Source organism: Saccharothrix deserti, assembly GCF_009769385.1.
Lineage (GTDB): Bacteria > Actinomycetota > Actinomycetes > Mycobacteriales > Pseudonocardiaceae > Actinosynnema > Actinosynnema deserti.
The window spans coordinates 1-19,018 of record NZ_VKAB01000073.1 but is presented as its reverse complement, the minus strand read 5'-3'; the positions used below and the strand labels follow the sequence as shown (position 1 = coordinate 19,018).

The following is a 19,018-nucleotide window of genomic DNA, read 5'->3' as shown; positions in this document are numbered from 1 at the left end:
CTGCCCCGCTCGGACAGACCACCACCATCCGCGTATCGCATCACTCCTGCGTAGACCACAAGCCGATCACGACCACGCAGGACACGCCGAGAACCACATGATCAACCCTGGCCTTTCAAGATCTGTAGCGTCACGCCCACATCAGGAGCGAGGCGAGGGTGACGGCCGCTTGGTAGGAGTCGGCGGTCTTGTCGTAGCGGGTCGCGATGCCACGCCACTGCTTGAGGCGGTTGAAGCACCGTTCCACGACGTTGCGCTGCTTGTAGAGCTGCTTGTCGAAGCGGGGCGGGCGTCCGCCTCGGCTGCCGCGGCGGGCCCGGTTGCGCTTCTGGTCGTCGGCCCGCTCGGGAATGGTGTGGGCGATGCCGCGCCGCCGCAGCCAGGTGCGTATCGCGCGGGAGCTGTAGCCCTTGTCGCCCAGCACATGAGCGGGCCGCAGCCGGGGCCGTCCCGGCCCGAGGCGGGGCACCCGGATCGCCTCCATCACGGCGGTGAACTGCGTGCAGTCGTTCGTGTTGCCGCCCGTCAGCACGAAGCCGAGCGGGCGCCCCAGGGCATCGCAGGCCAGGTGGATCTTGCTGGTCAGGCCGCCCCGGGAGCGTCCGAGTGCGGGGATGCGGAGCCCTCTTTTCGGGCTCCGACGGCATGCTGGTGGGCGCGTACGACGGTGGAGTCGACCGACACCAGCCAGTCGATCTCGCCCGCCGCGTCCGCCTGGGCCTGGGCTGCCCATCGGTCTCACTCTGGCCGACGTCGCCGGCGACGAACTCGACGAGTTCGCCGACCACGTCGCCGTGACCCTGGGCGCCGTCGCCATCCTGGCCGAAGAACGCAGCACCCACTACGCCTTCCGGCGCGTCGCGGCGCACGGCGGACTCGCCTGCCGCCACTGGTGGGGGCACCCCGACCTGGCCCGGACTGGTCGACCGCTTCCTGACCGTCCTGGACGATCCGACCGACCCGCACTGGGGGCAGGACGGGCAGTGGTTCCCCCGCCTGCCCGCGCGTCCGAAACAGATCACGAACGACAACGTGCTGCGGCGGTTTCTGCTGCAACATCCCTGGAAGCTGGACGGGACTTCTGCCGACTACCTCGTCACCGCCAGCATCGGCATGATGCGTGACGCCCTGCCACCGTTGCCCGCCTCGTCCGCACCGGGCGACCGCTGACGCCGGGTCAGCGGACTGGTTGCAGCTTGGCGTAGTCAGTGTCCGCTCTGACGTCGCGGTCGGGCAGCGCGGGTGTGTCCGGCTCTGGGCCGGTGGTCCAGGCGAGTCGGGACGCCTGGGCGCACATGGGGGAACGTGAACCTGCGGACGGGTACGCCGGTGCGGACCCGGTACCGATTCCAGGTGGAGCGGGTCGCGCCTCTGTGCTCGCTACAGGGTCGGTCGTGATTGCCGGCGTGGTCGATCAGTCGATGTCCGTGGAGGAAGCGCCGGCTCGCTTTTCCTCGTTACGGCGGCACTAGCGGCAGGGGAAGCGGATGATGAGGAATCGAGGAGCATGTGGAACAGCGGTTGGCGGTTGTTCCACCGGGTGCCGTCGGACTTGCGGCGCAGGTCGGCGTCAGAGGGAACGACTGGCCTCTGGGCGTCCGTCCGGCGGGCGCCCCGGACCCTCACGGAGCCCGAATATCGGAAGTCGCGGAGTTGTTCGGCTACTTCCGGGGCGCGGTCGGTAGCCGGATGCCCCGCTTGAATGGAATCGCACGATCAACCGGCGCCTTGCACGGCCCGCGCCGAGGTGAAAGATCAGGTCAGAGTCGGAGAGCCATGGCGACCGAGTCCGGTGCGGTCTCCGCGAAGCCGTACTTCGCGTAGAGGTGGCGTGCGTCGCCGTCGGCGATGAGCGAGATGTAGGCGGTGCGCGGCGCTCGTTGCCGCAGGTGTTCCATCAGCGCGGTCATGATCTCCTTGCCGAGTCCACGCCCCTGGTGTTCGGGCAGAACGCACATGTCGACGATCTGGAAAGCCGTGCCGCCGTCACCGATGACGCGCCCCATGCCCACCGGGTGGTCGTCGCAATAGGCGACGACCCCGTGCCACGTGCCGGCCAGGCCGGCTGCCGCTGCCTCCGTCGACTTCGGGCTCAGGCCCGCGGCGACACGCAGGCGCTGGTACACCTCGACCGCGGGCGTTTCGGCTCGCACGACGTAGGTCACGACACTCCTGTGGTTTGCGGCGCGTCCGCACGATGCCGGCCTGGACGCGCGGAATGGGTTGGTGCTGGACACGGCCCGGTGGTTCACACCGTCATCGGCAGCCGAATGCTCAACGAACCCGAGCTGCCGTATCAGCGGGTGGCGTGCTGGCCGTGGTCGCTGACTTGGGCGTCGAACCAGGCGTGCAGGGCGTTGCGGAGTCCGGCGTCGCCGGTGGTGTAGGTGGCGCGTGCTCCGTCGGGGGTGGTTTCGTAGTCGATGGTGATTCCCCCGCCGTGCGCGCGTAGCGCTTGCAGACCGGGCATCTCGTTGCCGTGGATGCGGGCGGGATCGGTGAAGTCGCCGCGCCGGAACCGGTCCACCTCCGCGGTCAGGTGGTCCCGGATGAGGGTGATCTGGGCGGTGTCCCGCGGGTCGTCGGCGACCACGGTCTGCACGCCGCCGGTGTCGGTCCTGGCGAACCGGTGGGTGGTGCGTTCCAGGTCGAACGGCATGACCGACGCGCCCCGCTCGGCGACCTCGGCCTGCCGATCGGAGGTCGCCGATGTCGGTGTCGACGTTGCCGAGTCGGCGGCGCAGCCGCTGCTCAGCGCGGCGGCAGCGGCGGCGGCCACCAGGAGCAGGGCTCGACGGGCCCGGTGGCGGTCAAGACGGTTCAACAGCGGCCTCCGCGAGGGTCTGAAGCGCGCGCACCACGGCGGCGCGCTGGTCATCGGGTACGCGATCGAGCAGGGCGGTCAACCGGTCCCGGCGGGCGTCGGCCAGCCGGGCGGCAGCGGTGGCACCCGCGTCGGTGAGCACCAGCAGAACGCCACGGCCATCACCGTCGGCCGCCTCCCGGTGCACCCAGCCCCGGCCGACCAGGTTGGTGACCAGGCGGCTGACAGTGCTCTTCTCCAACCGCAACCGGCGCGCCAGCTCCACCTGGCGGATCCGCCCCTCCCGGGCGACTTCCACCATGGCGTGCGCCTCCGAGACCGGCAGCGGTTGCCCGCACGGAGTCCGGTCCGGCTGATGGAGGCCGAAGTTGCGGACGAACCGCATCAGGGCCTCCTGTGCCGCGTCCGCTTCCCCACTCTGCATGGTTCGACCGTACAACCAGATGGTTCGACGGTGCAACCATCATCGTGGGCGAGGGTTCGCGATCGGGACCACGCAGACGGCCAAGGACATCTCGGCCACGAAACGCGGTGCGCCTGCCGGATCGAGCCGACCGGCCGCGACGTCGGTCGCCGCGCCGTGCAGGATGTGGTGCAGGACGCCGGCCAACAGGTCGGCCGGGATGTCGGTCCGGAACACCCCCTCGGCCTGGCCCCGCCGGATCAGGTCGTGGACCCGTTGCTCGGGTTTCGCGTGCAGTTCGTGCACGCGAGCAGGGGGCAGGACGGCCTGCGCCGCCCGGAGCACCGCAGCCGACTGGGCGATCAACAGCCAGCCGGACTCCATGAGCCCCCGCAGCCCGTCGCGGGGATCACCGGTGAGGTCCACGGCCTCCAACACCTCGTCCCCCTGGGCCAGGAGTCGGATCAACGCCGCTTCGACCAGGGCCTCCCGGGACGGGAAGTGCCCGTACAGGGTCACCCTGGCATCGAGGGATTCACCCGTGGCTTCACCACCGGCGCGATCATCGCGATCGTGGCCGCCCTCGCCGCGTTCGCCATCACACCGGGCTCCCGATCCAGGTAACCGGCAGGCGGGCGGGCCTCGACCCGCACGCGCTTCGCGGTCGCGGAATACCCCTGGTGCTGTTCACAACCCATCGGCGTCGCCCACCGGGCACGCCACTGTCCTGATTGGATCTCCAACCCCATGCCCGTCCAGCGTTCGCTGTTCCTGCACTCCGATCTGCGCCGCCGTCCGCAGGAGATGCTGCGACGGATGTCGGAGATGGTCGATCCGGACACGCCCGCACACGGACCGGACGGCCCGGTGGCCGTCCTGGAACGGCGGATGGCGTCACTGCTGGGCAAGCAGGCCGCGGTGTTCTTCCCGTCCGGCACGATGGCACAACAGGTCGCACTGCGCATCCACGGAGACCGACGCGGCCGCCGGGCTTTCGCCGCCCACCCACAGAGCCACCTGGAGGTCTGGGAACACCGCGGATACAGCGTCGTGCACGGACTACGCTGCCATCCCACCGGCGACCGGCACCGACTCATGACCCTGGCCGACCTGACCGCCATCGGCGAGCCACTCGCGGCAGTGGTCTGGGAGCTGCCGCAGCGCGACATCGGCGGCCTGCTCCCCGAATGGGACGACCTGGTCGCGCAGACCGAGGCGATGCGCGAGCGCGGTGCCGCGATCCACCTCGACGGAGCCCGGCTCTGGGAAGCACAGACCTACTACGCGAGGCCGTTCCCCGGTTCATCGGATGGGCGACGAGGAGGCCGCGGTCGCGGGCTTCGCGGACGGGTGGGACGGCGACGATGTCGCCGAGGGCACCGACGCCGCCGGATGTGTGGATGGCGATGTCGAACAGGGCTTTGCCGTCGATCTCGAGGAGGCGGTCATCAACGCGTACGGATTCTCGCCGGACGAAGACCTCCTTGCACAGTCGCTCGCGCTCAACCTGGACACAGCAACCAGCCCCCGAGCACGCACGTGGGCCAGGCCCGGCGGTGCCCAGTGCGTGAGGCATCTCCTGGAGGGTGACGTTGCTCCAGCTCAGCGGCCGGGCGCTTTGGCCGACGCCCACAGCGAGGCAGCCGACTACGCGGATCAGGGGGCCCGACGGCGGCGATGATCGCCGGGTGGTGGAGCTGGGCGGGTGGGTGGCGGTGTTGTCCTGCTGGGGGAACTGGTCGCGGGCCGGTTCGCGCGGGCGAGCCGAGACGGCGAGCCGGAGCGTATGTGCACGGCCTGCTTCGGCTCGTCTACAGCAGTATCCTGCAACCACTGCAATCGCGGGCGGAGGGCGGCGACCCCGATCGATCCGGGCGTCCCCGTTGTGCCCCTAGGTGTCACGCCGGGGTTGAGAAGGTGAAACGGGCCGCAGCGGCGAAAGGATTGCGGCGATGAGCGTTAATCATCATGAAGAACCTCGCACGGACGAGCCTTCGGCAGACCGACGTGTGCTGACCCTCAGCGGCGCACTACTGCTCGGGGGCTTCGTAGTGAATGCGATCCAGAGAATGCTCTTGCACCCGACCGGAGAGGAAGACAATCACGAATCGATCTTCACCGAATACGCAGCGAGTGACGCCTGGGTTGCTACTCACCTTGCAGAATTCATACTCGTGCTCGTGGCCTTTGCCGGATTGCTCGTGCTCTGCGGCGCCCTGCGACGAGAGACACCCTACCTCGCGCTGCTGGCCGCCGGCGCAATCGTCGCGAGCGGCGCGGCCTGGGCCGTTCTCCAAGCGGTGGACGGCGTCACGCTCAAACAGGCGGTAGACGCTTGGGCCGCCGCGTCGGGGGCCGAAAAGGCAACCCGCTTTGCCGATGCGGAAACCACCCGGTGGATCGAGTGGGGCCTCCAGGGCTACTTCCGGATCCTGCTTGGCGTGGCCTTCCTGCTCCTGGGCGCTGCGATTGTCGTGAGCCGCCTCGTTCCGAACTGGCTCGGCGTGCTCCTGGCGGTCGGCGGCCTGCTCTCCCTCGCCATAGGGTTCTCCATCGGCTACGAGGGTTTGGAGAGCGGCTTCCAGGACGCCGTAGGCATCGCCCTCCAGCTCGTCGTCCTCGTCTTCGGCGTCGGCCTGCTCGTCCTCAGCCTCCGAGCCCGAGAGCCGGGCACCCGCGCGGCCAGCACCTAGTTGTATGAGGCCATGACGTTGGTGACGCCGGTATGGAGCCGTGTGGCCGGTGGTCGGTTCCGGCGGCAGTGCGGGTCGATGGTGGTTGTAGTGCACGTTCCACACGGCCAAGGCCTCTGACCGTTGCTGTTCGCTGTCCTAGGTGCAATACCAGTGACTTAAGCCAGCCGGTTGATGGTGGGCAGGTCGCATCCCGGACGCTGCCGCAGCGAGGCCGCCTTCGCCATGCTCGCCGGGGCCGCACCCGTTCCCGCCTCGTCGGGCAGGACCGTGCGCCACCGGCTCAACCGCGGCGGAGACCGACAACTCGAATCAGGCCCCAACACGGCTTGACCCACCATAGGAGCGTCCAGCCGACCGGGTACCTCGACGACACGGGGGTCGACCGCCGGATACGGACGGGGCAGTTCGGGGATCGCACCGAACGCGCCCGCTGCCAGTTCGCCTGCCGAAAGCACATAGCCCCCGTCGGCGAGACATCGCGGTGAGCGCTCGCCCGGCGCCGAGTAGTCGACCCCATCGGGCAGTACCCAGGCCAGTACACCTTTCGGCCCGGTCAGACCGACAAGGGCACCGGCCCGTGAGTAGGCACGCCGCTCGTCCATCCACGGCTGGGACGCCGTTGACCATCCGGCGTGAGCAGAACTCCCCCGCCGCGCTCGACGAGCAGGCGCCCCCGGCCCACCCCTTGGCATCGGCGATGATCCACCCCGCACCAGTCAGCATCACGTGGTCGATATTGCCCGTTCTCAGATCGATGATCCTTTCCGTGTCGTGGAACAGGTGCACCGTCTCCGGCAAAGCTGTCAACCATCGATCGAACGCTGCCGCGACCTGCCGCTCGAACCGCGCCCCGCGCGTGCTGCGGATCCGCACTTCTCCGTGCCGGTCACATCGAGGGAACGCCGGGAGTCCCGTGGTGCACCACTGCCATGGTTGCCGATTGTGCCAGCGGATACCGAAACCGCACTGCGTGCCAGTATCCGCCATTGCATTCGATGCGTCACCGCGCTGTTGTCCGAGGAGTCGGGTGCGCTCATCCGGCATCGACGGGAGGGTCTGACCGACCGCATGGCGGAGAAGTCGGTCACTGCCGCTTCCGCTTGACCCGACACCGCTTCCCCGCCGACTCAGCCGTACGAATCAGGGTGTGGGTGCCGCCGGTACAGATGGTCGTCCGCGTCGACGGATCGACGTGGTCACGTCGCCAGGCGTGTTGCGGTTTTCCCTGCTTGCCGATCGGTGAACCGCGGCGGTGGCGACCGCATCGTGCCCGGATGGCGTCACGGGGCTATCTGGAGTACACGAGGTCACGGGCCGCGACTCGGTGCGCCGAACCACGCAGTCCACGTCCGGCTCGGCTCCGTTGCCGAACAGTCCTACCGAAAGGGCGTGCGACGACTACCGCAAGTTACGCCCCATTTTTCCACTCACTATTTCGGATGACTTGATCACTCGACGGAGGGGATGAAGACCGTCACAGCACGATGCCATTGGTCAGTTCAGCTCAGTTGGAGCCGGTCGGTCAGGTCGGCGGCGGCGAAGGCGGCGACGAACTCGTCGCGTCCTTCGGTGAAGTGGGCCCAACTGTCGACGTGGGCGGGTACGACGCGGCGGGCGCCGAGAATGGTCGCGGCTTCGGCCGCCTGGGTTCCATCGAGGGTGAGCAGCGCGCCGTCGAAGAACAGCGTCCGTACCGCGCCCGCGAAGAGCACGGCCGTGTCCACGGCGCCCACACGGTCGGCGATCTCCCGCACAACGTCGAGGGAGGCGTTGTCGCCGCTGACGTAGACGGTCGGCAGCCTGTCGCCGGTGAGGACGAAGCCGATGACCTGACCGACGACCGGTTCGCTGCCCACGGGCCCGTGCAGCGCCGGCGCGGCCGTCACCGTGACGGTTCCGCCGCCCGGGCGGGTCAGTTCGACCGACTCCCACGGCGCGAGGCCTCGGGTGTCCCCGCCCAGGCGGTCCGCGGCGCTGGTCGTGGTGAGCGTCAGCGGGATGTCGGCGAGGAAGGCGCGGCCCGCCCGGTCCAGGTTGTCGGCGTGCTGGTCGTGGGACAGCAGCACCGCGTCGACATGCCCCAGTTCGGCCGGGGTGATCGCGGTGGGCGCGGTCTTGACCAGTTCGGGTCCGCCGCCGTTCGGGTACGAGCCGGGTGCGTCGAACGTCGGGTCGGTTACGAAGCGGAGCCCGCCGTACTCGATGAGCGTGGTCGGCCCTCCATAGACGTGGACCGGGACGTCCTGTGGGGTCGCAGCGGCACTGGTCATGACTTCACCTCACGGATAGATGGATCGTTTACCGTGATGCCACACTAGGTCTTATCACGGTAAACGCCTACAGTTACCATGAGGATGTGACGAACGCCCCGACTCTGCCACCCGCCCCGGGAACCTCGCAGCATGTCGCGCTCGACCTCGTGAACAGCGCGGTCACCCTTGCCGGCGGTCGCCACGTCGACCTGCTCGACACCCCGGAGGCGGCCACCCGATGGCTGGTCGAGCGGGAGCTCGTCCCTGTCGACGCCAAGCTGTGGGACGTCTGCGTCTCGCGGCTGGTCCGGTTGCGCGACGCGGTCCGGGCGCTCCTGGAGATCCGCACGACGGGTCGTAGCCCTTCCGAGCAGGCGCTGCGGGACGTCAACGAAGCGCTTACGGTCGCACCGACGGCGCTGCTGCTGCACTGGGACGAACGACAAGGTCTGCACAAAGCCGCGGTCCACCCGGCCACGCAGGTCACCGAGCACGCCCTCGCGGCGATCGCTGCCGACGCCGTCGACCTGCTGACCGGCAACGACGCGGAGCGCCTCGCCCGCTGCGACTCGACGCCCTGCGACCGCTACCTGCTGCGCACCCACGCCCGCAGACACTGGTGCTCCACCCGCTGCGGAGACCGGGCTCGGGCCGCACGCGCCTACGCGCGACGCACCGATTCCGCCACCGGTTAGCGCTGCGGTCACCCAGTTGAGCCGCAGTGACGTTTGGTGAGTCCGTTGCCGCCGGCGATGTACTCGGCGACGAGCACGACGACAGCTCCTGTCAAGGCGCTGGCCGGAGGACCACCCGGTGATCGGCGGTGCGCAATAGGCCTCGGGCCAGGTGCGGCGCGGCGAATCCGGCGAAGCCGATGGCTCCGCAGTAGGCGGTGATGATCCCGGAGAGCACGGCCACGCTGGAGAGGGAGAGAAAGTGGACCCGCCGGACGTTGACGCCCAGGCTACCGGCGTACCGCTCGCCGAGCAGGAGAGCGTTCAGCGGCTGGGCAAGGAGCATCGACAGTCCCAGGACGATGGCGCAGGCCACGGTGATGATCTGCAATTCGCTCCAGGTGACGTTCCGCACCGAGCCGCGGGTGAAGGTTGCCGTCGCCTTCAACGAGATGATCTCCTCGCTCGGCCCTGACCGCAGGACGGAGTTCGTGCTCACGCAGTCGCTCGGGTTGTCCTACGCCGACGCCGCGGAATTGTGCGAAGCCGGCGGGCACCATCCGGTCCCGCATCCGCGTCCGGTGCCATGGGCACCGGGCGACGTGTCGTGATCGTTCAGGCGGCCCGTTTCCGGCTCACCGGTCGCAGGTGCCGCCACCCACCGCGCGTAGCGGGGCGCTGTTCCGGCCGGGTGCCGGAGTCGTCGTCGACATCGATCCGCGGGCCGTCGGGAACGAATGTGGCGGGAGTGCCGTCCTCTGGGCCGCGGTGCGTGCGGTGCACGACCGCCAGCAGCACCAGGCCGAGCACGAGGAAGGCGTGCGAGGTGATCCGCGAGAGCGCAGCCGCGCCCGACACGAGGTCGATCACGGAGAACGGCACGAGCACCGCGACGAACGCCGCCATCACCGGAAGCATCCCCGAGGTCGCCTTGGGTCGCAGCGCGGTCCACAACATGCCCAGGCCGAGCGCGAGGTTCCACGCGGTGCTCTCGTTGAACAGGTGCGTCGACACCTCTCCGCCGACGTGCCCGGAATCGGCGTGGGCGGTGCCCGCTCCGAGCACCTGCGCCAACCCGAGGGCGAGCTGGGCGACCGCGACCCCGGCCAAACCCATCCGCCAGTACCACCCCCGCGTGGCTCGAGTCGCGGGCTGCGCAGGGGGTGCGGCGGCGAGCACGTCCGCCGTGAGATCGGGTACATCGACCGCGGGGCGCAGCCGCACGCTCCGAGTGAGCGCTGCCGCGTCCTCCTGCCACTGCCGGCAGGCAGCGCAGGAGGCGAGGTGCGCGTCGGTCTCCTCGGCGGGCACGGGTTCGGCCTCGCCGTCCGAGCGTGCCGAGACGGCTTCGCGGCAGGTGTCGCAGTCCACGGGGATATTGTCGCCCGCCGACGGACGAAAGTTCGCGTCCGGGTGTGGGTCGCCCTCGAACGATTCATCCGGCCTTGGCTGCCCCGGTGCGCGCACGAGCCACGCCGATCAGCAAGTCGGGAACAACAAACGCGATCAGGCTCAGACCTGGATGCCGACGACTTCGCCGGCAGCGGGCGTCGGCGGAGTCGGTACGTGGCGCGGTCAGCGTCGCGCTCGCGGGGTCCACCGCGACCTTGTCGAGGCGAACCGGCCAGGTGTTGTCCACCTGCGCGATCGTCGACGCACTCCCCCGACTCGTCCACGTCGACTTGCAGCGGCCCGTGGTGGCGATTCGTGTCGAACCGCTTCGTCGGTCCCAGCGGCGGCACGCCGTGCACGACTGGTGGTCCGGTTCCCCGAAGGCCCGCGCCGGCCGGACGAAGGGGTGCCCGACCGGCGCGGGTGATCGCGGCGGTGTGTGACGTCGGGGCTGTGGAAGAGACCGTCGCGGCGTGTCCGTGGGGTCAGGCGGCTGGTCGCCGCGCGGTGGGACGGAGGGAACGCGGTCCGCCGCGGCGTCGATCGGTGCGCGGCAAGGGTTCGTCGTGGTGCGATGTGCCGATGTCGTCGTGGTCGTGGTCGTTCTTGACCGGCGTTCCGGGGGTCGGTTGACGTCGGTGGGCGCGCGCCACCAGGTACAGCAGGACGAGGCCGGCCACCAAGGGCAGGTGCGAGGCGACGCGGGCGGCGGTCGCGGTGCCGTCGAGCAGGTCGTGCACCGACAAGGCGAGCAGCACGGCGACGAACCCGCCCAGGGTCGGCAGGAGTCCGGCCGCGCGGTCGCTCTTGACGGCGGCGACCAGCAGGCCGATGCCGAGGGCGAGGTTCCAGGCCGCGCCTTCGTTGAACAGGTGCCCGGTCATGCCTTCGCCGGCGTGGTCGACGTGCGAGGTCGCCCCGGTGAGCAGTTGGGACAGGGCGAGCCACAACTGGACCAACGCGACCGCGGTCAGCGCGAGGCGCGGTGTCAGGGCGGTGTGCCGCCGCGGCGCCGCGGCGGCCAGCACGGCGTCGACCAGGTCCGGCGCGGGCTGCGCCGGGCGGACCCGGATGCTCCTGGTCAGCATCTGCGCCTGCGCGTGCCAGCGCGTGCAGCCGGGACACTGCGCGAGGTGCGCGTCGACCTGGGCAGCGGGCACCGGCTCGGCCTCGCCGTCCAGGCGGGCCGAGAGCGCTTCACGGCAGGTTTCGCAGTCCACATCCCAGTAGTCGTTCCATTCGGCTTACGAGTTCCCGACGTCGTGTGGTTAATATCCGCAATCGTGACAACCCCTGACGACGAGGTGACGCGCTGGGCCCTGCGGGCCCGGTCCGGTGACCGGGACGCGCTGGAACGGTTCGTGCGAGCCACCCAACGGGACGTGTGGCGATTCGTCGCCCACCTGGCCAACGTTGGAGTCGCCGACGACCTCGCGCAGGAGACCTACGCCCGTGCCCTGGTGAGCCTGCGCCGGTTCGCCGGCCGCTCGTCGGCGCGGACGTGGCTGCTGGTGATCGCCCGCCGCGTGGTGATCGACCAGGTCCGCATGGCGCAGTCGCGGCCCCGGCTCTCGCCGGAGGTCGACTGGGCGCAGGAAGCCGACCGCAAGACGGCCGACACCGGGTTCGAGGACACCGTCGAGCTGAACCTGCTGCTCGACGCCCTGGCCCCGGACCGCCGGGAGGCTCTGGTGCTCACCCAGGTGCTCGGGCTGTCCTACGCCGAGGCCGCCGACATCGTCGGCTGTCCGGTCGGGACGATCCGGTCACGGGTGGCACGGGCCCGCGAGGACCTGATCGAGGCGGCCGGTCGCAACGGAGCCAGCGAGGTCGGCTGAACCTCCCCGCAGCAGGCGGGAACCAATCAGATCGGATGAACAACGGTCCACTTTGGTCTTCACTGCGCCGTCACAGCAGACTCGTCCAGTAGTCCCAGAACGCCGCCAGCACCAGGATGGCGATCACCGCGTACCACAGGGCCAGGACCGCGCTGTGCACGCGGCGCAACGGCGCGAGCGCCGGCCAGGTGTCCAGCGTCGTGTACCAGAAGATCGGGATGGTGACGATCCACACGACCAGGCAGTACGGGCACAGCGCGTGGATGTCGTAGAGGCTGGCCGCGATCAGCCAGTGCACGAACACGACACCGAACGCCGTGCCCGCGTTCAGCGCGATCCGGTACCAGCGGGGCGGCTCGAAACCGGCGAGCACCGCAACCCCGGTGGTCACCACGACTGCGAACGCCACGATGCCCAGCAGCGGGTTGGGGAACCCGAACGCCTCGGCCTGCCGGCTGTCCATGACCGATCCGCAGGACACGACCGGGTTGAGCGAGCAGGTCGGGACGTAGGCGGGGTCGCGGAGCTTGGCGATCTTCTCCAGGGTGAGTGCCGCGGCGGCGGCCAGACCGAGGCCGCCGCCCACGACGTAGAGCAAGGCGAGTCGGCGGTTCATCCGGCCAGGGCCGCGTCGATCTTCGCGCGCAGCTCGCGGTCGACGTCGGTGATGGTGCCGCGGCCGGGTTGGAACTTCTCGCCGTTGAGGAAGAACGTCGGCGTGCTGTTCACCCCGAGCTTCGTCCCGTCGGCGACGTCCCGGTCGATGGCGGCCTGGACCTCGGCCGAGGCGCTGTCGGCGCGGAACTCCTCCAGGTCCAGGCCGGCCGCGGTGGCGAATTCCTCGAACTTCGCGGTCGCGCGGGCGGCGTCGGCACTGGTGGCCCGGCCGTCCACTGCCCAGGAGTCGAAGTTGTCGTAGAGCGCGTGGTACATCTCGCTGTACTTGCCCTGCTTCCCGGCGGCTTCGGCGGCACGCGCGGCGGGGACGGCCAGCGGGTGCATCTCCAGCGGGAAGTTGCGGGTGACGAACGTGATGCGCCCCTGGTAGTCCTGCTCCAGCTTCTTGGTGATGCCGGCGTAGTAGGACGCGCAGGCCGGGCACTGGAAGTCCAGGAACTCCACGAGGGTGACCTCGCCTCCCTCCACTGTGGACAGGGTGTGCGCGCCGGGCGGCACCATGGCCTCGTTCGACGCGGTGCCGGCGCCGTCGGAGCGACTGACCAGGAGCACCCCACCGATCACGGCTATTGCCACGAGGACGACGACGCCGGTGAGGATGACGTTGAGCGAGGGGCCGCGGCGCGCGGTCACCGGGTTGCGCTTGGCGCGAGTTTTGCGTGACATCGGGAAGGTCGCCTCTGGTCGGGGAAATGCCTCTGCCCAGTTAGTCGGATGACATTCGGAGTAGTTCCGGGAACCGCGGAGCGGGTTCACCCGACCTGTGTGGACGTGAGGGTTGACAAGGCCGTTCTGCTCGCGGTCGGTGTGGCGGTGGCGGGTGTCACGGCCGTGGTGCTCGCGGCGGGCGACGTGCATGGCGTGCTGGGCGACACCGATCCGGGGCGCGCGGCGTCCCTGCTGTTCGGGGTGGTGCGGTTCGCCGCCGACGCGGCGGGGGTCGTGGCCGCGGGGTCGCTCGCCTTCGCGGTGTTCGTCGTGCCCTCGGGGCGCGCGGAGCGGCTGACCGCGCACGCCTACGCCGCGGTGCGACTCGCGGCGGGAGCGGCGGCGCTGTGGGCGGTCGCCGCACTGCTCGCGGTGCCGCTGTCGGCGGGCGACGCCTCGGGGCAGCCGCCCGCGGTGGTGTGGGCGCATCTGGCGGAACTGGTGGCGGCGACCGAGGAGCCGAAGGCGTGGCTGTGCACGGCCGTTCTCGCCGCGGCGGTCGCGGTGGGCGCCCGGTCGACGTTGACGTGGCCCGTGGCCGCGCTGTGGTGCGCGGTGGCCGTGGTGGGCCTGCTGCCGCCGGTGGTGTTCGGGCACGTGTCGGTGGGCGCCTGGCACGACGTGGCGACCGACGCGGTGGTGTGGCACGTGCCGGCGGCGGCCGTGTGGGTCGGTTCCCTGGTGGCGCTGCGCGGGTTCCTGCGCCGTCCGGGCACGGCGGACCGGGATCCGGTACTGCGCCGCTACCACCGGCTGACGCTGGTGTGCCTGGCCGTGCTGGTGCTCAGCGGTTCGGTGGTCGGCCTGGTGCAGACCGGTCCTGGTGGCCTGCTTTCGGGGTACGGGCTGCTGCTGGCGGTCAAGGTCGCGGTGTGCGCGGTGGTGCCGCTGCTGCGGCGGAGGTGGGGCTCGCGGCGGCTGCTGGGGGCGGAGGCCGTCGCGCTGGGCGTGGCGCTGGGCGCGTCGGTGGGCCTGACGCACCTGGTGCCGCCGTCCTGGCTGGAGCGGCGGCCGTCGGTCCAGGAGACGGTGCTGGGTTACGAGCTGCCCGACCCGCCGTCGGTCGCCGGCCTGCTGCTGGGGTGGCGTTGGGACCCGCTGCTGGGCCTGGGTGCGCTGCTGCTGGCCGCGGCCTACCTGGTCGGGGTGCGCCGGCTGCGGGTCCGGGGCGACCAGTGGCCGGCCGGGCGGGTGGTGGCCTGGCTGGCGGGCTGCGCGGTGGTGCTGGTGGCGACGTCCTCGGGGCTCGGCCGGTACGCGCCGGGCACGTTCAGCCTGCACATGGTCACCCACATGGCGTTGAACATGCTCGCCCCCGTGCTGCTGGTGCTCGGCGGCCCGATCACCCTGGCCCTGCGCGCGCTGCCCCCGGCGCCCCGCGCCTGGCTGGTGGCCCTGGTGCACTGCCGGGCCGCCCGGCTGGTGGCGCACCCGGCGGTGGCGGCCGTGGTGTTCGTCGCGTCGTTCTACGTCCTGTACTTCTCCGACCTGTTCGGCGAGGCCATGCGCTACCACTGGGCGCACCAGGTGATGAACCTGCACTTCCTGGTGTCGGGGTACGTGTTCTTCTGGCTGGTCGCCGGCGTGGACCGGCCGCCCCGGCCGCTGCCGCACCTGGCCCGGCTGGGCCTGCTGTTCGCGGTCATGCCCTTCCACGCCTTCTTCGGCGTGATCCTGATGAACACGCAGAGCGTGATCGCCGAGACCTACTACCGGCAGCTGTCGCTGACGTGGGTGCCGGACCTGCTCACCGACCAGCGGCTCGGCGGTGGCATCGCCTGGGCCACCGGCGAACTGCCGATGCTCGTCGTCGTGGTCGCCCTGCTGCGCCAATGGGCCGCCGCCGACCGCCGGGAGGCCGCGCGCCTGGACCGGCACCTCGACAGCGGCGACGACGACCGGCTCGCCGCCTACAACGCCATGCTCGCCGACCTGGCCGGGCGACGGAACTGATCCGGGAAGAGAAGCAGGGATGACCACAGCGGTAGCGGACACGCCGGTGGAACTGGCCGTGTCCGGCATGACCTGCGCGGCGTGCGCGTCGCGGATCGAACGCAAGCTCAACAACCTCGACGGAGTACGTGCCTCGGTCAACTACGCCACCGAACGCGCGATCGTGCACCTGCCCGCCGGGCTGGAGGCGAGGGACGCGGTCGAGGCGGTGCGCAAGGCCGGGTACGACGCCCGGGTGCGGCACCGGGCCGAGGACGACCGCGCGGCGCACGCGACGGCGGTGGCGGACCTGCGGCGGCGCCTGGTGGTGGCGGCGGTGCTCGCGATCCCGCTGGGCAACCTGTCGATCAGCCTGGCCCTGGTCCCGTCGCTGCGGTTCACCGGCTGGGAGCTGCTGTGCGTGCTGCTGGCCGTGCCGGTCGTGTGCTACTCGGCGTGGCCGTTCCACCGGGCCGCGCTGCGCAACCTCCGGCACGGCTCGTCCAGCATGGACACGCTGGTGTCGTTGGGCGTGCTGGCCTCCTTCGGCTGGGCGGTGTGGTCCCTGGCCGTCGGGTCGTCCGGGCCCGGCTACTGGCTGGGGTTCGGCGTGACCGCGGCGGGCGCGGACGCGGTGTACCTCGACGTCGCCGCGGGCGTGACGACGTTCCTGCTGGCCGGTCGCTACTTCGAGACCCGGTCGCGGCGCAACGCCGTGGGTCTGCTCACCGCCCTGGCGAACCTCGCGGCCAAGGACGCCCGCGTGCTGCGCGAGGGCGTCGAACAGGCGGTGCCCGCCGCGCTGCTGCGGATCGGCGACCTGTTCGTCGTCCGTCCCGGCGAAGTCCTGCCCGCGGACGGCGTGGTCGCCGAGGGCACGTCCGCCATCGACACCGCCACCGTCACCGGCGAGCCCGTGCCGGTCGACGTCGGCCCCGGTGACCGCGTCGTCGGCGGCACGGTCAACCGCGGCGGGCGGCTGGTGGTGCGCGCCACCGAGGTCGGCGCCAACACCCAGCTGGCGCAGATGAGCGCCTTGGCCGAGCAGGCCGCGCAGGGCAAGGCGGCGGTGCAGCGGCTGGTCGACCGGGTGTGCGCGGTCTTCGTGCCCGTGGTGCTCGCCCTGGCGGCGCTGACCTTGGCCGGGTGGCTCGTCACCGGGCACGCGGCGCGCGAGGCGTTCACCGCGTCGATCGCCGTGCTGATCATCGCCTGCCCGTGCGCGCTCGGCCTGGCCACCCCGACGGCGCTGATGGTCGGCGTCGCCCGTGCGGCGGGCCTGGGCATCCTGGTGAAGGGGCCGGAAGCGATGGAGGCAACGCGGTCGGTGGACACCGTCGTGCTGGACAAGACCGGCACGATCACCACCGGCCGCATGGCCGTCGTGGCGACGGCGGTGTTCGGTGACGCGGTGACGCGCGACGTGCTGCGCTGGGCCGGTGCGGTGGAGGCGGCGTCCGAGCACCCGATCGCGGCGGCCGTCGTGGCCGCCGCGGGTGACGGGCTGCCCGCCGTGACGGCGTTCGAGGCCCTGGTCGGCGCCGGGGCGCGCGGCGTGGTCGACGGGCACCACGTCGTGGTGGGTTCGGCGGAGTTGATGGTCGACCGCGGCATCGCGATCCCCGAGACCGCCCGCGGGTGGCTGGACGGCTCGGGGCCGGCGACGGGGGTGCTCGTCGCACGTGACGGCACCGTGGTGGGCGGGATCGCGGTGCGCGACACCGTCCGGCCGTCCGCGGCCGACGCGGTCTCGCGCCTGCACGGCCTCGGCCTGCGCACCGTCCTGCTCACCGGCGACGGCCCGGCCGCCGCCCGCGCGGTCGCCGACGAGGTGGGCATCACCGAGGTGCTGGCCGGGGTTCGACCGGCAGGGAAAGCCGCCGCCGTGGAGGACCTGCGCGCCCGTGGCCACCGGGTCGCGGTGGTCGGCGACGGCGTCAACGACGGCCCCGCGCTCGCCGCCGCCGATCTGGGGATGGCCATGGCCCGGGGCAGCGACGTCGCCGCGCACGCCGCCGACGTCATCCTCGTCCGCGACGACCTGCACGCGGTGCCCGACGCGGTGGAACTGGCCAACCGCACCCTGGCCACGATCCGCGGCAACCTGGTGTGGGCCTTCGGCTACAACGCAGCCGCCGTCCCGCTCGCCGCGCTCGGTCTGCTCAACCCCCTCATCGCGGGCGCCGCGATGTCACTGTCCTCGGTGCTCGTGGTCACCAACAGCCTCCGCCTGCGCGGCTACCGACCACCCCGTGCGGATACCACGTCCACGACCACCTGACAGCGGCCGGGAACCACGGCCGCACCGCATCCGACCAACTGAGTGCCGGCGGCGCTCCTGACGCCGGTGAGCACGAAGCGGAGGGTCGGTCACGGGACGACCGACCCTCCGACCGGCACACGCCGCTCAGCCGCAGTCGGAACAGCACCCGCAGCGCGTGCCGGTGCACGAGCCGCAACAGCCGTGCGAGGGCGGAACCGGAGCAGTGTCGGTGATCCGCGAGACTGCCTCCCTCGACACCGAGGCTCCGCATATCTCGGCGAAATGCGCCGAGATCTTCCCCGTGCTCATCCCCTTCGCGTACAGCGACAGCACGATCGTCCACATCGGCTCGCCGACTCCCGGCCCGGCTCGGACCGGTTCTTCTCGTGCCCAGTGCGGGCGGTGCGCCCGGGTTGCAGGGTCTCAAACCTCGCGACATGTCGATCTTGTTTAACCTGCGGTTCCTCTTCTGCCCCACGGTGATTGCGGCCATGATCAGTCTCAAACTCGTGGCATTTCTTCGCCCCGGCGCAGCCGGTCGGGTCCGACTGGCCGCGCCGGTCTCACACGGTTCAGGCAGCGTCGCGTGCTGATCTAAGGTGCCGCCATGATGCTCAAGCTCCGGCCGCTCGCGCTCGACGACGTCACTGCCGTCCACGACTGGGCCTGCTTGCCGGAGTCGTGCCGCTATCAGGCGTGGGGACCCAACACCTACGAGCAGACGCAGGCGTATGTGCGGGCCGCGGTGGCGGCACCCCCGGACCGGCTGGTGTTCGCGGTGCTCGTCGATGGCGACGTTGCGGGTAGCGCCGAGCTGAAGCTGCGCGGCCCGAGCACCGGCGAGATCGCGTACGCGGTGCATCCACGGCTGTGGGGGCAAGGCATAGCTACGGCTGCGGCGCGGGAACTGCTGCGTATGGGCTTCAGCGAGCATGGGCTCCACCGCATATCGGGCACGTGCGACCCGCGCAACTTCGCCTCTGCAGCGGTGTTGCGCAAGATCGGCATGCGATACGAGGGCCGGATGCGCGGCACCGCGTACATTCGCGATGGCTGGCGCGACTCGGACCTGTACGCCATCCTCGCCGACGACTGATGCCTGGCACAACGATGGCCAGTTGGCCAGACAGTGGACATCACGACTGAGAATTGGACATCAGATTGAGAATCTACACGTGATGTAGGGTCTCACCGTGCATGACATATCGATCTTGTGTGACGTGGGGTTTCTCCGTTGTCTCACAGCGATGTCACCATGATCAGTCTCAAACTCGTGTCGTTTCCTCTGTGCATGACCGGACCTCGGTCACGAGGCCGTGATCACCCAGGCTCGCACGTCAAGCGGAGTGAACATGTGA

General features: G+C 70.6%; 21 protein-coding genes and 5 pseudogenes. 11 read left to right on the top strand and 15 right to left on the bottom strand.

Annotation, left to right across the window (positions count from 1 at the left end):
• Positions 1 to 130: 130 nt before the first annotated feature.
• Positions 131 to 723 (bottom strand): annotated as a pseudogene (locus FM051_RS47280) (IS5 family transposase); the annotation flags it as partial.
• Positions 724 to 1,032: 309 nt separating this feature from the next.
• On the opposite strand from FM051_RS47280, the gene FM051_RS47275 reads away from it, so the two are divergent.
• Positions 1,033 to 1,170 carry a hypothetical protein gene (locus tag FM051_RS47275; protein ID WP_158854143.1) on the top strand — a complete coding sequence of 46 codons (138 nt, stop codon included), beginning with the start codon at positions 1,033 to 1,035 and terminating at the stop codon, positions 1,168 to 1,170.
• A 590-nt stretch (positions 1,171 to 1,760) separates the two neighbouring features.
• Here the strand turns inward: FM051_RS47275 and FM051_RS47270 are convergent.
• The 4 genes from FM051_RS47270 to FM051_RS47255 all read right to left on the bottom strand — a co-directional run bounded on the left by FM051_RS47270 (position 1,761) and on the right by FM051_RS47255 (position 3,746).
• On the bottom strand, positions 1,761 to 2,165 hold the full coding sequence (locus FM051_RS47270) for a GNAT family N-acetyltransferase (RefSeq protein ID WP_158854141.1): 405 nt from the start codon (positions 2,163 to 2,165) through the stop codon (positions 1,761 to 1,763).
• A gap of 131 nt (positions 2,166 to 2,296) precedes the next feature.
• The gene (locus FM051_RS47265) at positions 2,297 to 2,824 is read right to left on the bottom strand and encodes a hypothetical protein (RefSeq protein WP_202919453.1); all 528 of its coding nucleotides are present in this window, start codon (positions 2,822 to 2,824) and stop codon (positions 2,297 to 2,299) included.
• Positions 2,811 to 3,248, bottom strand: a complete 438-nt coding sequence (locus tag FM051_RS47260; RefSeq protein WP_158854139.1) for a MarR family winged helix-turn-helix transcriptional regulator — start codon at positions 3,246 to 3,248, stop codon at positions 2,811 to 2,813. The genes FM051_RS47265 and FM051_RS47260 overlap by 14 nt, the downstream gene beginning before the upstream one ends.
• Positions 3,249 to 3,287: 39 nt before the next feature.
• The gene (locus tag FM051_RS47255; protein ID WP_158854137.1) at positions 3,288 to 3,746 is read right to left on the bottom strand and encodes a TetR/AcrR family transcriptional regulator; all 459 of its coding nucleotides are present in this window, start codon (positions 3,744 to 3,746) and stop codon (positions 3,288 to 3,290) included.
• A 228-nt stretch (positions 3,747 to 3,974) separates the two neighbouring features.
• On the opposite strand from FM051_RS47255, the pseudogene FM051_RS47250 reads away from it, so the two are divergent.
• The 3 genes and pseudogenes from FM051_RS47250 to FM051_RS47245 form a co-directional block, all read left to right on the top strand.
• A pseudogene (locus tag FM051_RS47250) lies at positions 3,975 to 4,496 on the top strand (beta-eliminating lyase-related protein); the annotation flags it as partial.
• A 40-nt stretch (positions 4,497 to 4,536) separates the two neighbouring features.
• Positions 4,537 to 4,908, top strand: a complete 372-nt coding sequence (locus tag FM051_RS50230; protein WP_162470806.1) for a hypothetical protein — start codon at positions 4,537 to 4,539, stop codon at positions 4,906 to 4,908.
• 271 nt (positions 4,909 to 5,179) lie between these two features.
• Positions 5,180 to 5,920: a DUF4386 family protein gene (locus tag FM051_RS47245; protein WP_158854135.1), complete on the top strand. Its 741-nt coding sequence runs from the start codon at positions 5,180 to 5,182 to the stop codon at positions 5,918 to 5,920.
• On the opposite strand, the pseudogene FM051_RS51160 reads toward FM051_RS47245, so the two are convergent.
• Positions 5,917 to 6,055, bottom strand: a pseudogene (locus FM051_RS51160) (IS481 family transposase); the annotation flags it as partial. The gene FM051_RS47245 and the pseudogene FM051_RS51160 overlap by 4 nt on opposite strands.
• Before the next feature lie 42 nt (positions 6,056 to 6,097).
• Here FM051_RS51160 and FM051_RS47240 point away from each other — a divergent pair.
• Positions 6,098 to 6,235, top strand: a pseudogene (locus FM051_RS47240) (transposase); the annotation flags it as partial.
• On the opposite strand, the gene FM051_RS54330 reads toward FM051_RS47240, so the two are convergent.
• Both FM051_RS54330 and FM051_RS47230 read right to left on the bottom strand, forming a co-directional pair.
• Positions 6,233 to 6,910, bottom strand: a complete 678-nt coding sequence (locus FM051_RS54330; RefSeq protein WP_420803670.1) for a nuclease-related domain-containing protein — start codon at positions 6,908 to 6,910, stop codon at positions 6,233 to 6,235. The pseudogene FM051_RS47240 and the gene FM051_RS54330 sit on opposite strands and share 3 nt — an antisense overlap.
• A gap of 512 nt (positions 6,911 to 7,422) precedes the next feature.
• Positions 7,423 to 8,193, bottom strand: a complete 771-nt coding sequence (locus tag FM051_RS47230; RefSeq protein ID WP_158854125.1) for an MBL fold metallo-hydrolase — start codon at positions 8,191 to 8,193, stop codon at positions 7,423 to 7,425.
• Positions 8,194 to 8,279: 86 nt separating this feature from the next.
• On the opposite strand from FM051_RS47230, the gene FM051_RS47225 reads away from it, so the two are divergent.
• Positions 8,280 to 8,870, top strand: a complete 591-nt coding sequence (locus tag FM051_RS47225; RefSeq protein ID WP_158854122.1) for a CGNR zinc finger domain-containing protein — start codon at positions 8,280 to 8,282, stop codon at positions 8,868 to 8,870.
• 91 nt (positions 8,871 to 8,961) lie between these two features.
• Here FM051_RS47225 and FM051_RS47220 read toward each other — a convergent pair whose 3' ends face one another.
• Positions 8,962 to 9,264 carry an iron chelate uptake ABC transporter family permease subunit gene (locus FM051_RS47220; RefSeq protein ID WP_202919452.1) on the bottom strand — a complete coding sequence of 101 codons (303 nt, stop codon included), beginning with the start codon at positions 9,262 to 9,264 and terminating at the stop codon, positions 8,962 to 8,964.
• On the opposite strand from FM051_RS47220, the gene FM051_RS47215 reads away from it, so the two are divergent.
• The gene (locus FM051_RS47215) at positions 9,251 to 9,460 is read left to right on the top strand and encodes a hypothetical protein (protein ID WP_202919451.1); all 210 of its coding nucleotides are present in this window, start codon (positions 9,251 to 9,253) and stop codon (positions 9,458 to 9,460) included. The two genes, FM051_RS47220 and FM051_RS47215, sit on opposite strands and share 14 nt — an antisense overlap.
• A gap of 4 nt (positions 9,461 to 9,464) precedes the next feature.
• Here FM051_RS47215 and FM051_RS47210 read toward each other — a convergent pair whose 3' ends face one another.
• The 3 genes from FM051_RS47210 to FM051_RS47200 form a co-directional block, all read right to left on the bottom strand.
• On the bottom strand, positions 9,465 to 10,220 hold the full coding sequence (locus FM051_RS47210) for a zf-HC2 domain-containing protein (protein WP_158854116.1): 756 nt from the start codon (positions 10,218 to 10,220) through the stop codon (positions 9,465 to 9,467).
• Positions 10,221 to 10,284: 64 nt separating this feature from the next.
• Positions 10,285 to 10,488, bottom strand: coding sequence for a hypothetical protein (locus tag FM051_RS47205; protein WP_158854113.1), 204 nt, complete (start codon positions 10,486 to 10,488; stop codon positions 10,285 to 10,287).
• Between the two features lie 238 nt (positions 10,489 to 10,726).
• Complete coding sequence (locus tag FM051_RS47200) at positions 10,727 to 11,461, bottom strand: zf-HC2 domain-containing protein (RefSeq protein ID WP_158854110.1); 735 nt, start codon at positions 11,459 to 11,461, stop codon at positions 10,727 to 10,729.
• A gap of 63 nt (positions 11,462 to 11,524) precedes the next feature.
• Between FM051_RS47200 and FM051_RS47195 the strand changes: the two genes are divergently transcribed.
• Positions 11,525 to 12,079, top strand: a complete 555-nt coding sequence (locus FM051_RS47195; RefSeq protein WP_158854107.1) for a sigma-70 family RNA polymerase sigma factor — start codon at positions 11,525 to 11,527, stop codon at positions 12,077 to 12,079.
• Positions 12,080 to 12,149: 70 nt separating this feature from the next.
• On the opposite strand, the gene FM051_RS47190 is transcribed toward FM051_RS47195, so the two are convergent.
• Positions 12,150 to 12,695, bottom strand: a complete 546-nt coding sequence (locus FM051_RS47190; protein ID WP_158854105.1) for a vitamin K epoxide reductase family protein — start codon at positions 12,693 to 12,695, stop codon at positions 12,150 to 12,152.
• Positions 12,692 to 13,423, bottom strand: coding sequence for a DsbA family protein (locus tag FM051_RS47185; protein WP_158854103.1), 732 nt, complete (start codon positions 13,421 to 13,423; stop codon positions 12,692 to 12,694). Before FM051_RS47185 ends, FM051_RS47190 begins: the two co-directional genes overlap by 4 nt.
• 105 nt (positions 13,424 to 13,528) lie before the next feature.
• Between FM051_RS47185 and FM051_RS47180 the strand changes: the two genes are divergently transcribed.
• Complete coding sequence (locus FM051_RS47180) at positions 13,529 to 15,418, top strand: cytochrome c oxidase assembly protein (RefSeq protein WP_238413195.1); 1,890 nt, start codon at positions 13,529 to 13,531, stop codon at positions 15,416 to 15,418.
• A gap of 19 nt (positions 15,419 to 15,437) precedes the next feature.
• A complete protein-coding gene (locus FM051_RS47175) occupies positions 15,438 to 17,678 on the top strand; it encodes a heavy metal translocating P-type ATPase (protein WP_158854096.1) in 2,241 nt (746 codons plus the stop codon).
• 207 nt (positions 17,679 to 17,885) lie between these two features.
• On the opposite strand, the pseudogene FM051_RS47170 reads toward FM051_RS47175, so the two are convergent.
• A pseudogene (locus tag FM051_RS47170) lies at positions 17,886 to 17,996 on the bottom strand (transposase); the annotation flags it as partial.
• 271 nt (positions 17,997 to 18,267) lie between these two features.
• Here FM051_RS47170 and FM051_RS47165 point away from each other — a divergent pair.
• Positions 18,268 to 18,756 (top strand): GNAT family N-acetyltransferase, encoded by a 489-nt coding sequence (locus tag FM051_RS47165; RefSeq protein WP_158854093.1) that lies wholly within the window; start codon positions 18,268 to 18,270, stop codon positions 18,754 to 18,756.
• Positions 18,757 to 19,018: the final 262 nt, after the last annotated feature.

What these genes read in the sequence shown, in the direction of transcription:
- FM051_RS47260 (WP_158854139.1), bottom strand. Translation starts at nt 3,248, where the DNA reads ATGCAGAGTGGGGAAGCGGACGCGGCACAGGAGGCCCTGATGCGGTTC.
- FM051_RS50230 (WP_162470806.1), top strand. Translation starts at nt 4,537, where the DNA reads ATGGGCGACGAGGAGGCCGCGGTCGCGGGCTTCGCGGACGGGTGGGAC.
- FM051_RS47245 (WP_158854135.1), top strand. Translation starts at nt 5,180, where the DNA reads ATGAGCGTTAATCATCATGAAGAACCTCGCACGGACGAGCCTTCGGCA.
- FM051_RS54330 (WP_420803670.1), bottom strand. Translation starts at nt 6,910, where the DNA reads ATGGCGGATACTGGCACGCAGTGCGGTTTCGGTATCCGCTGGCACAAT.
- FM051_RS47230 (WP_158854125.1), bottom strand. Translation starts at nt 8,193, where the DNA reads ATGACCAGTGCCGCTGCGACCCCACAGGACGTCCCGGTCCACGTCTAT.
- FM051_RS47190 (WP_158854105.1), bottom strand. Translation starts at nt 12,695, where the DNA reads ATGAACCGCCGACTCGCCTTGCTCTACGTCGTGGGCGGCGGCCTCGGT.
- FM051_RS47185 (WP_158854103.1), bottom strand. Translation starts at nt 13,423, where the DNA reads ATGTCACGCAAAACTCGCGCCAAGCGCAACCCGGTGACCGCGCGCCGC.
- FM051_RS47175 (WP_158854096.1), top strand. Translation starts at nt 15,438, where the DNA reads ATGACCACAGCGGTAGCGGACACGCCGGTGGAACTGGCCGTGTCCGGC.
- FM051_RS47165 (WP_158854093.1), top strand. Translation starts at nt 18,268, where the DNA reads ATGATGCTCAAGCTCCGGCCGCTCGCGCTCGACGACGTCACTGCCGTC.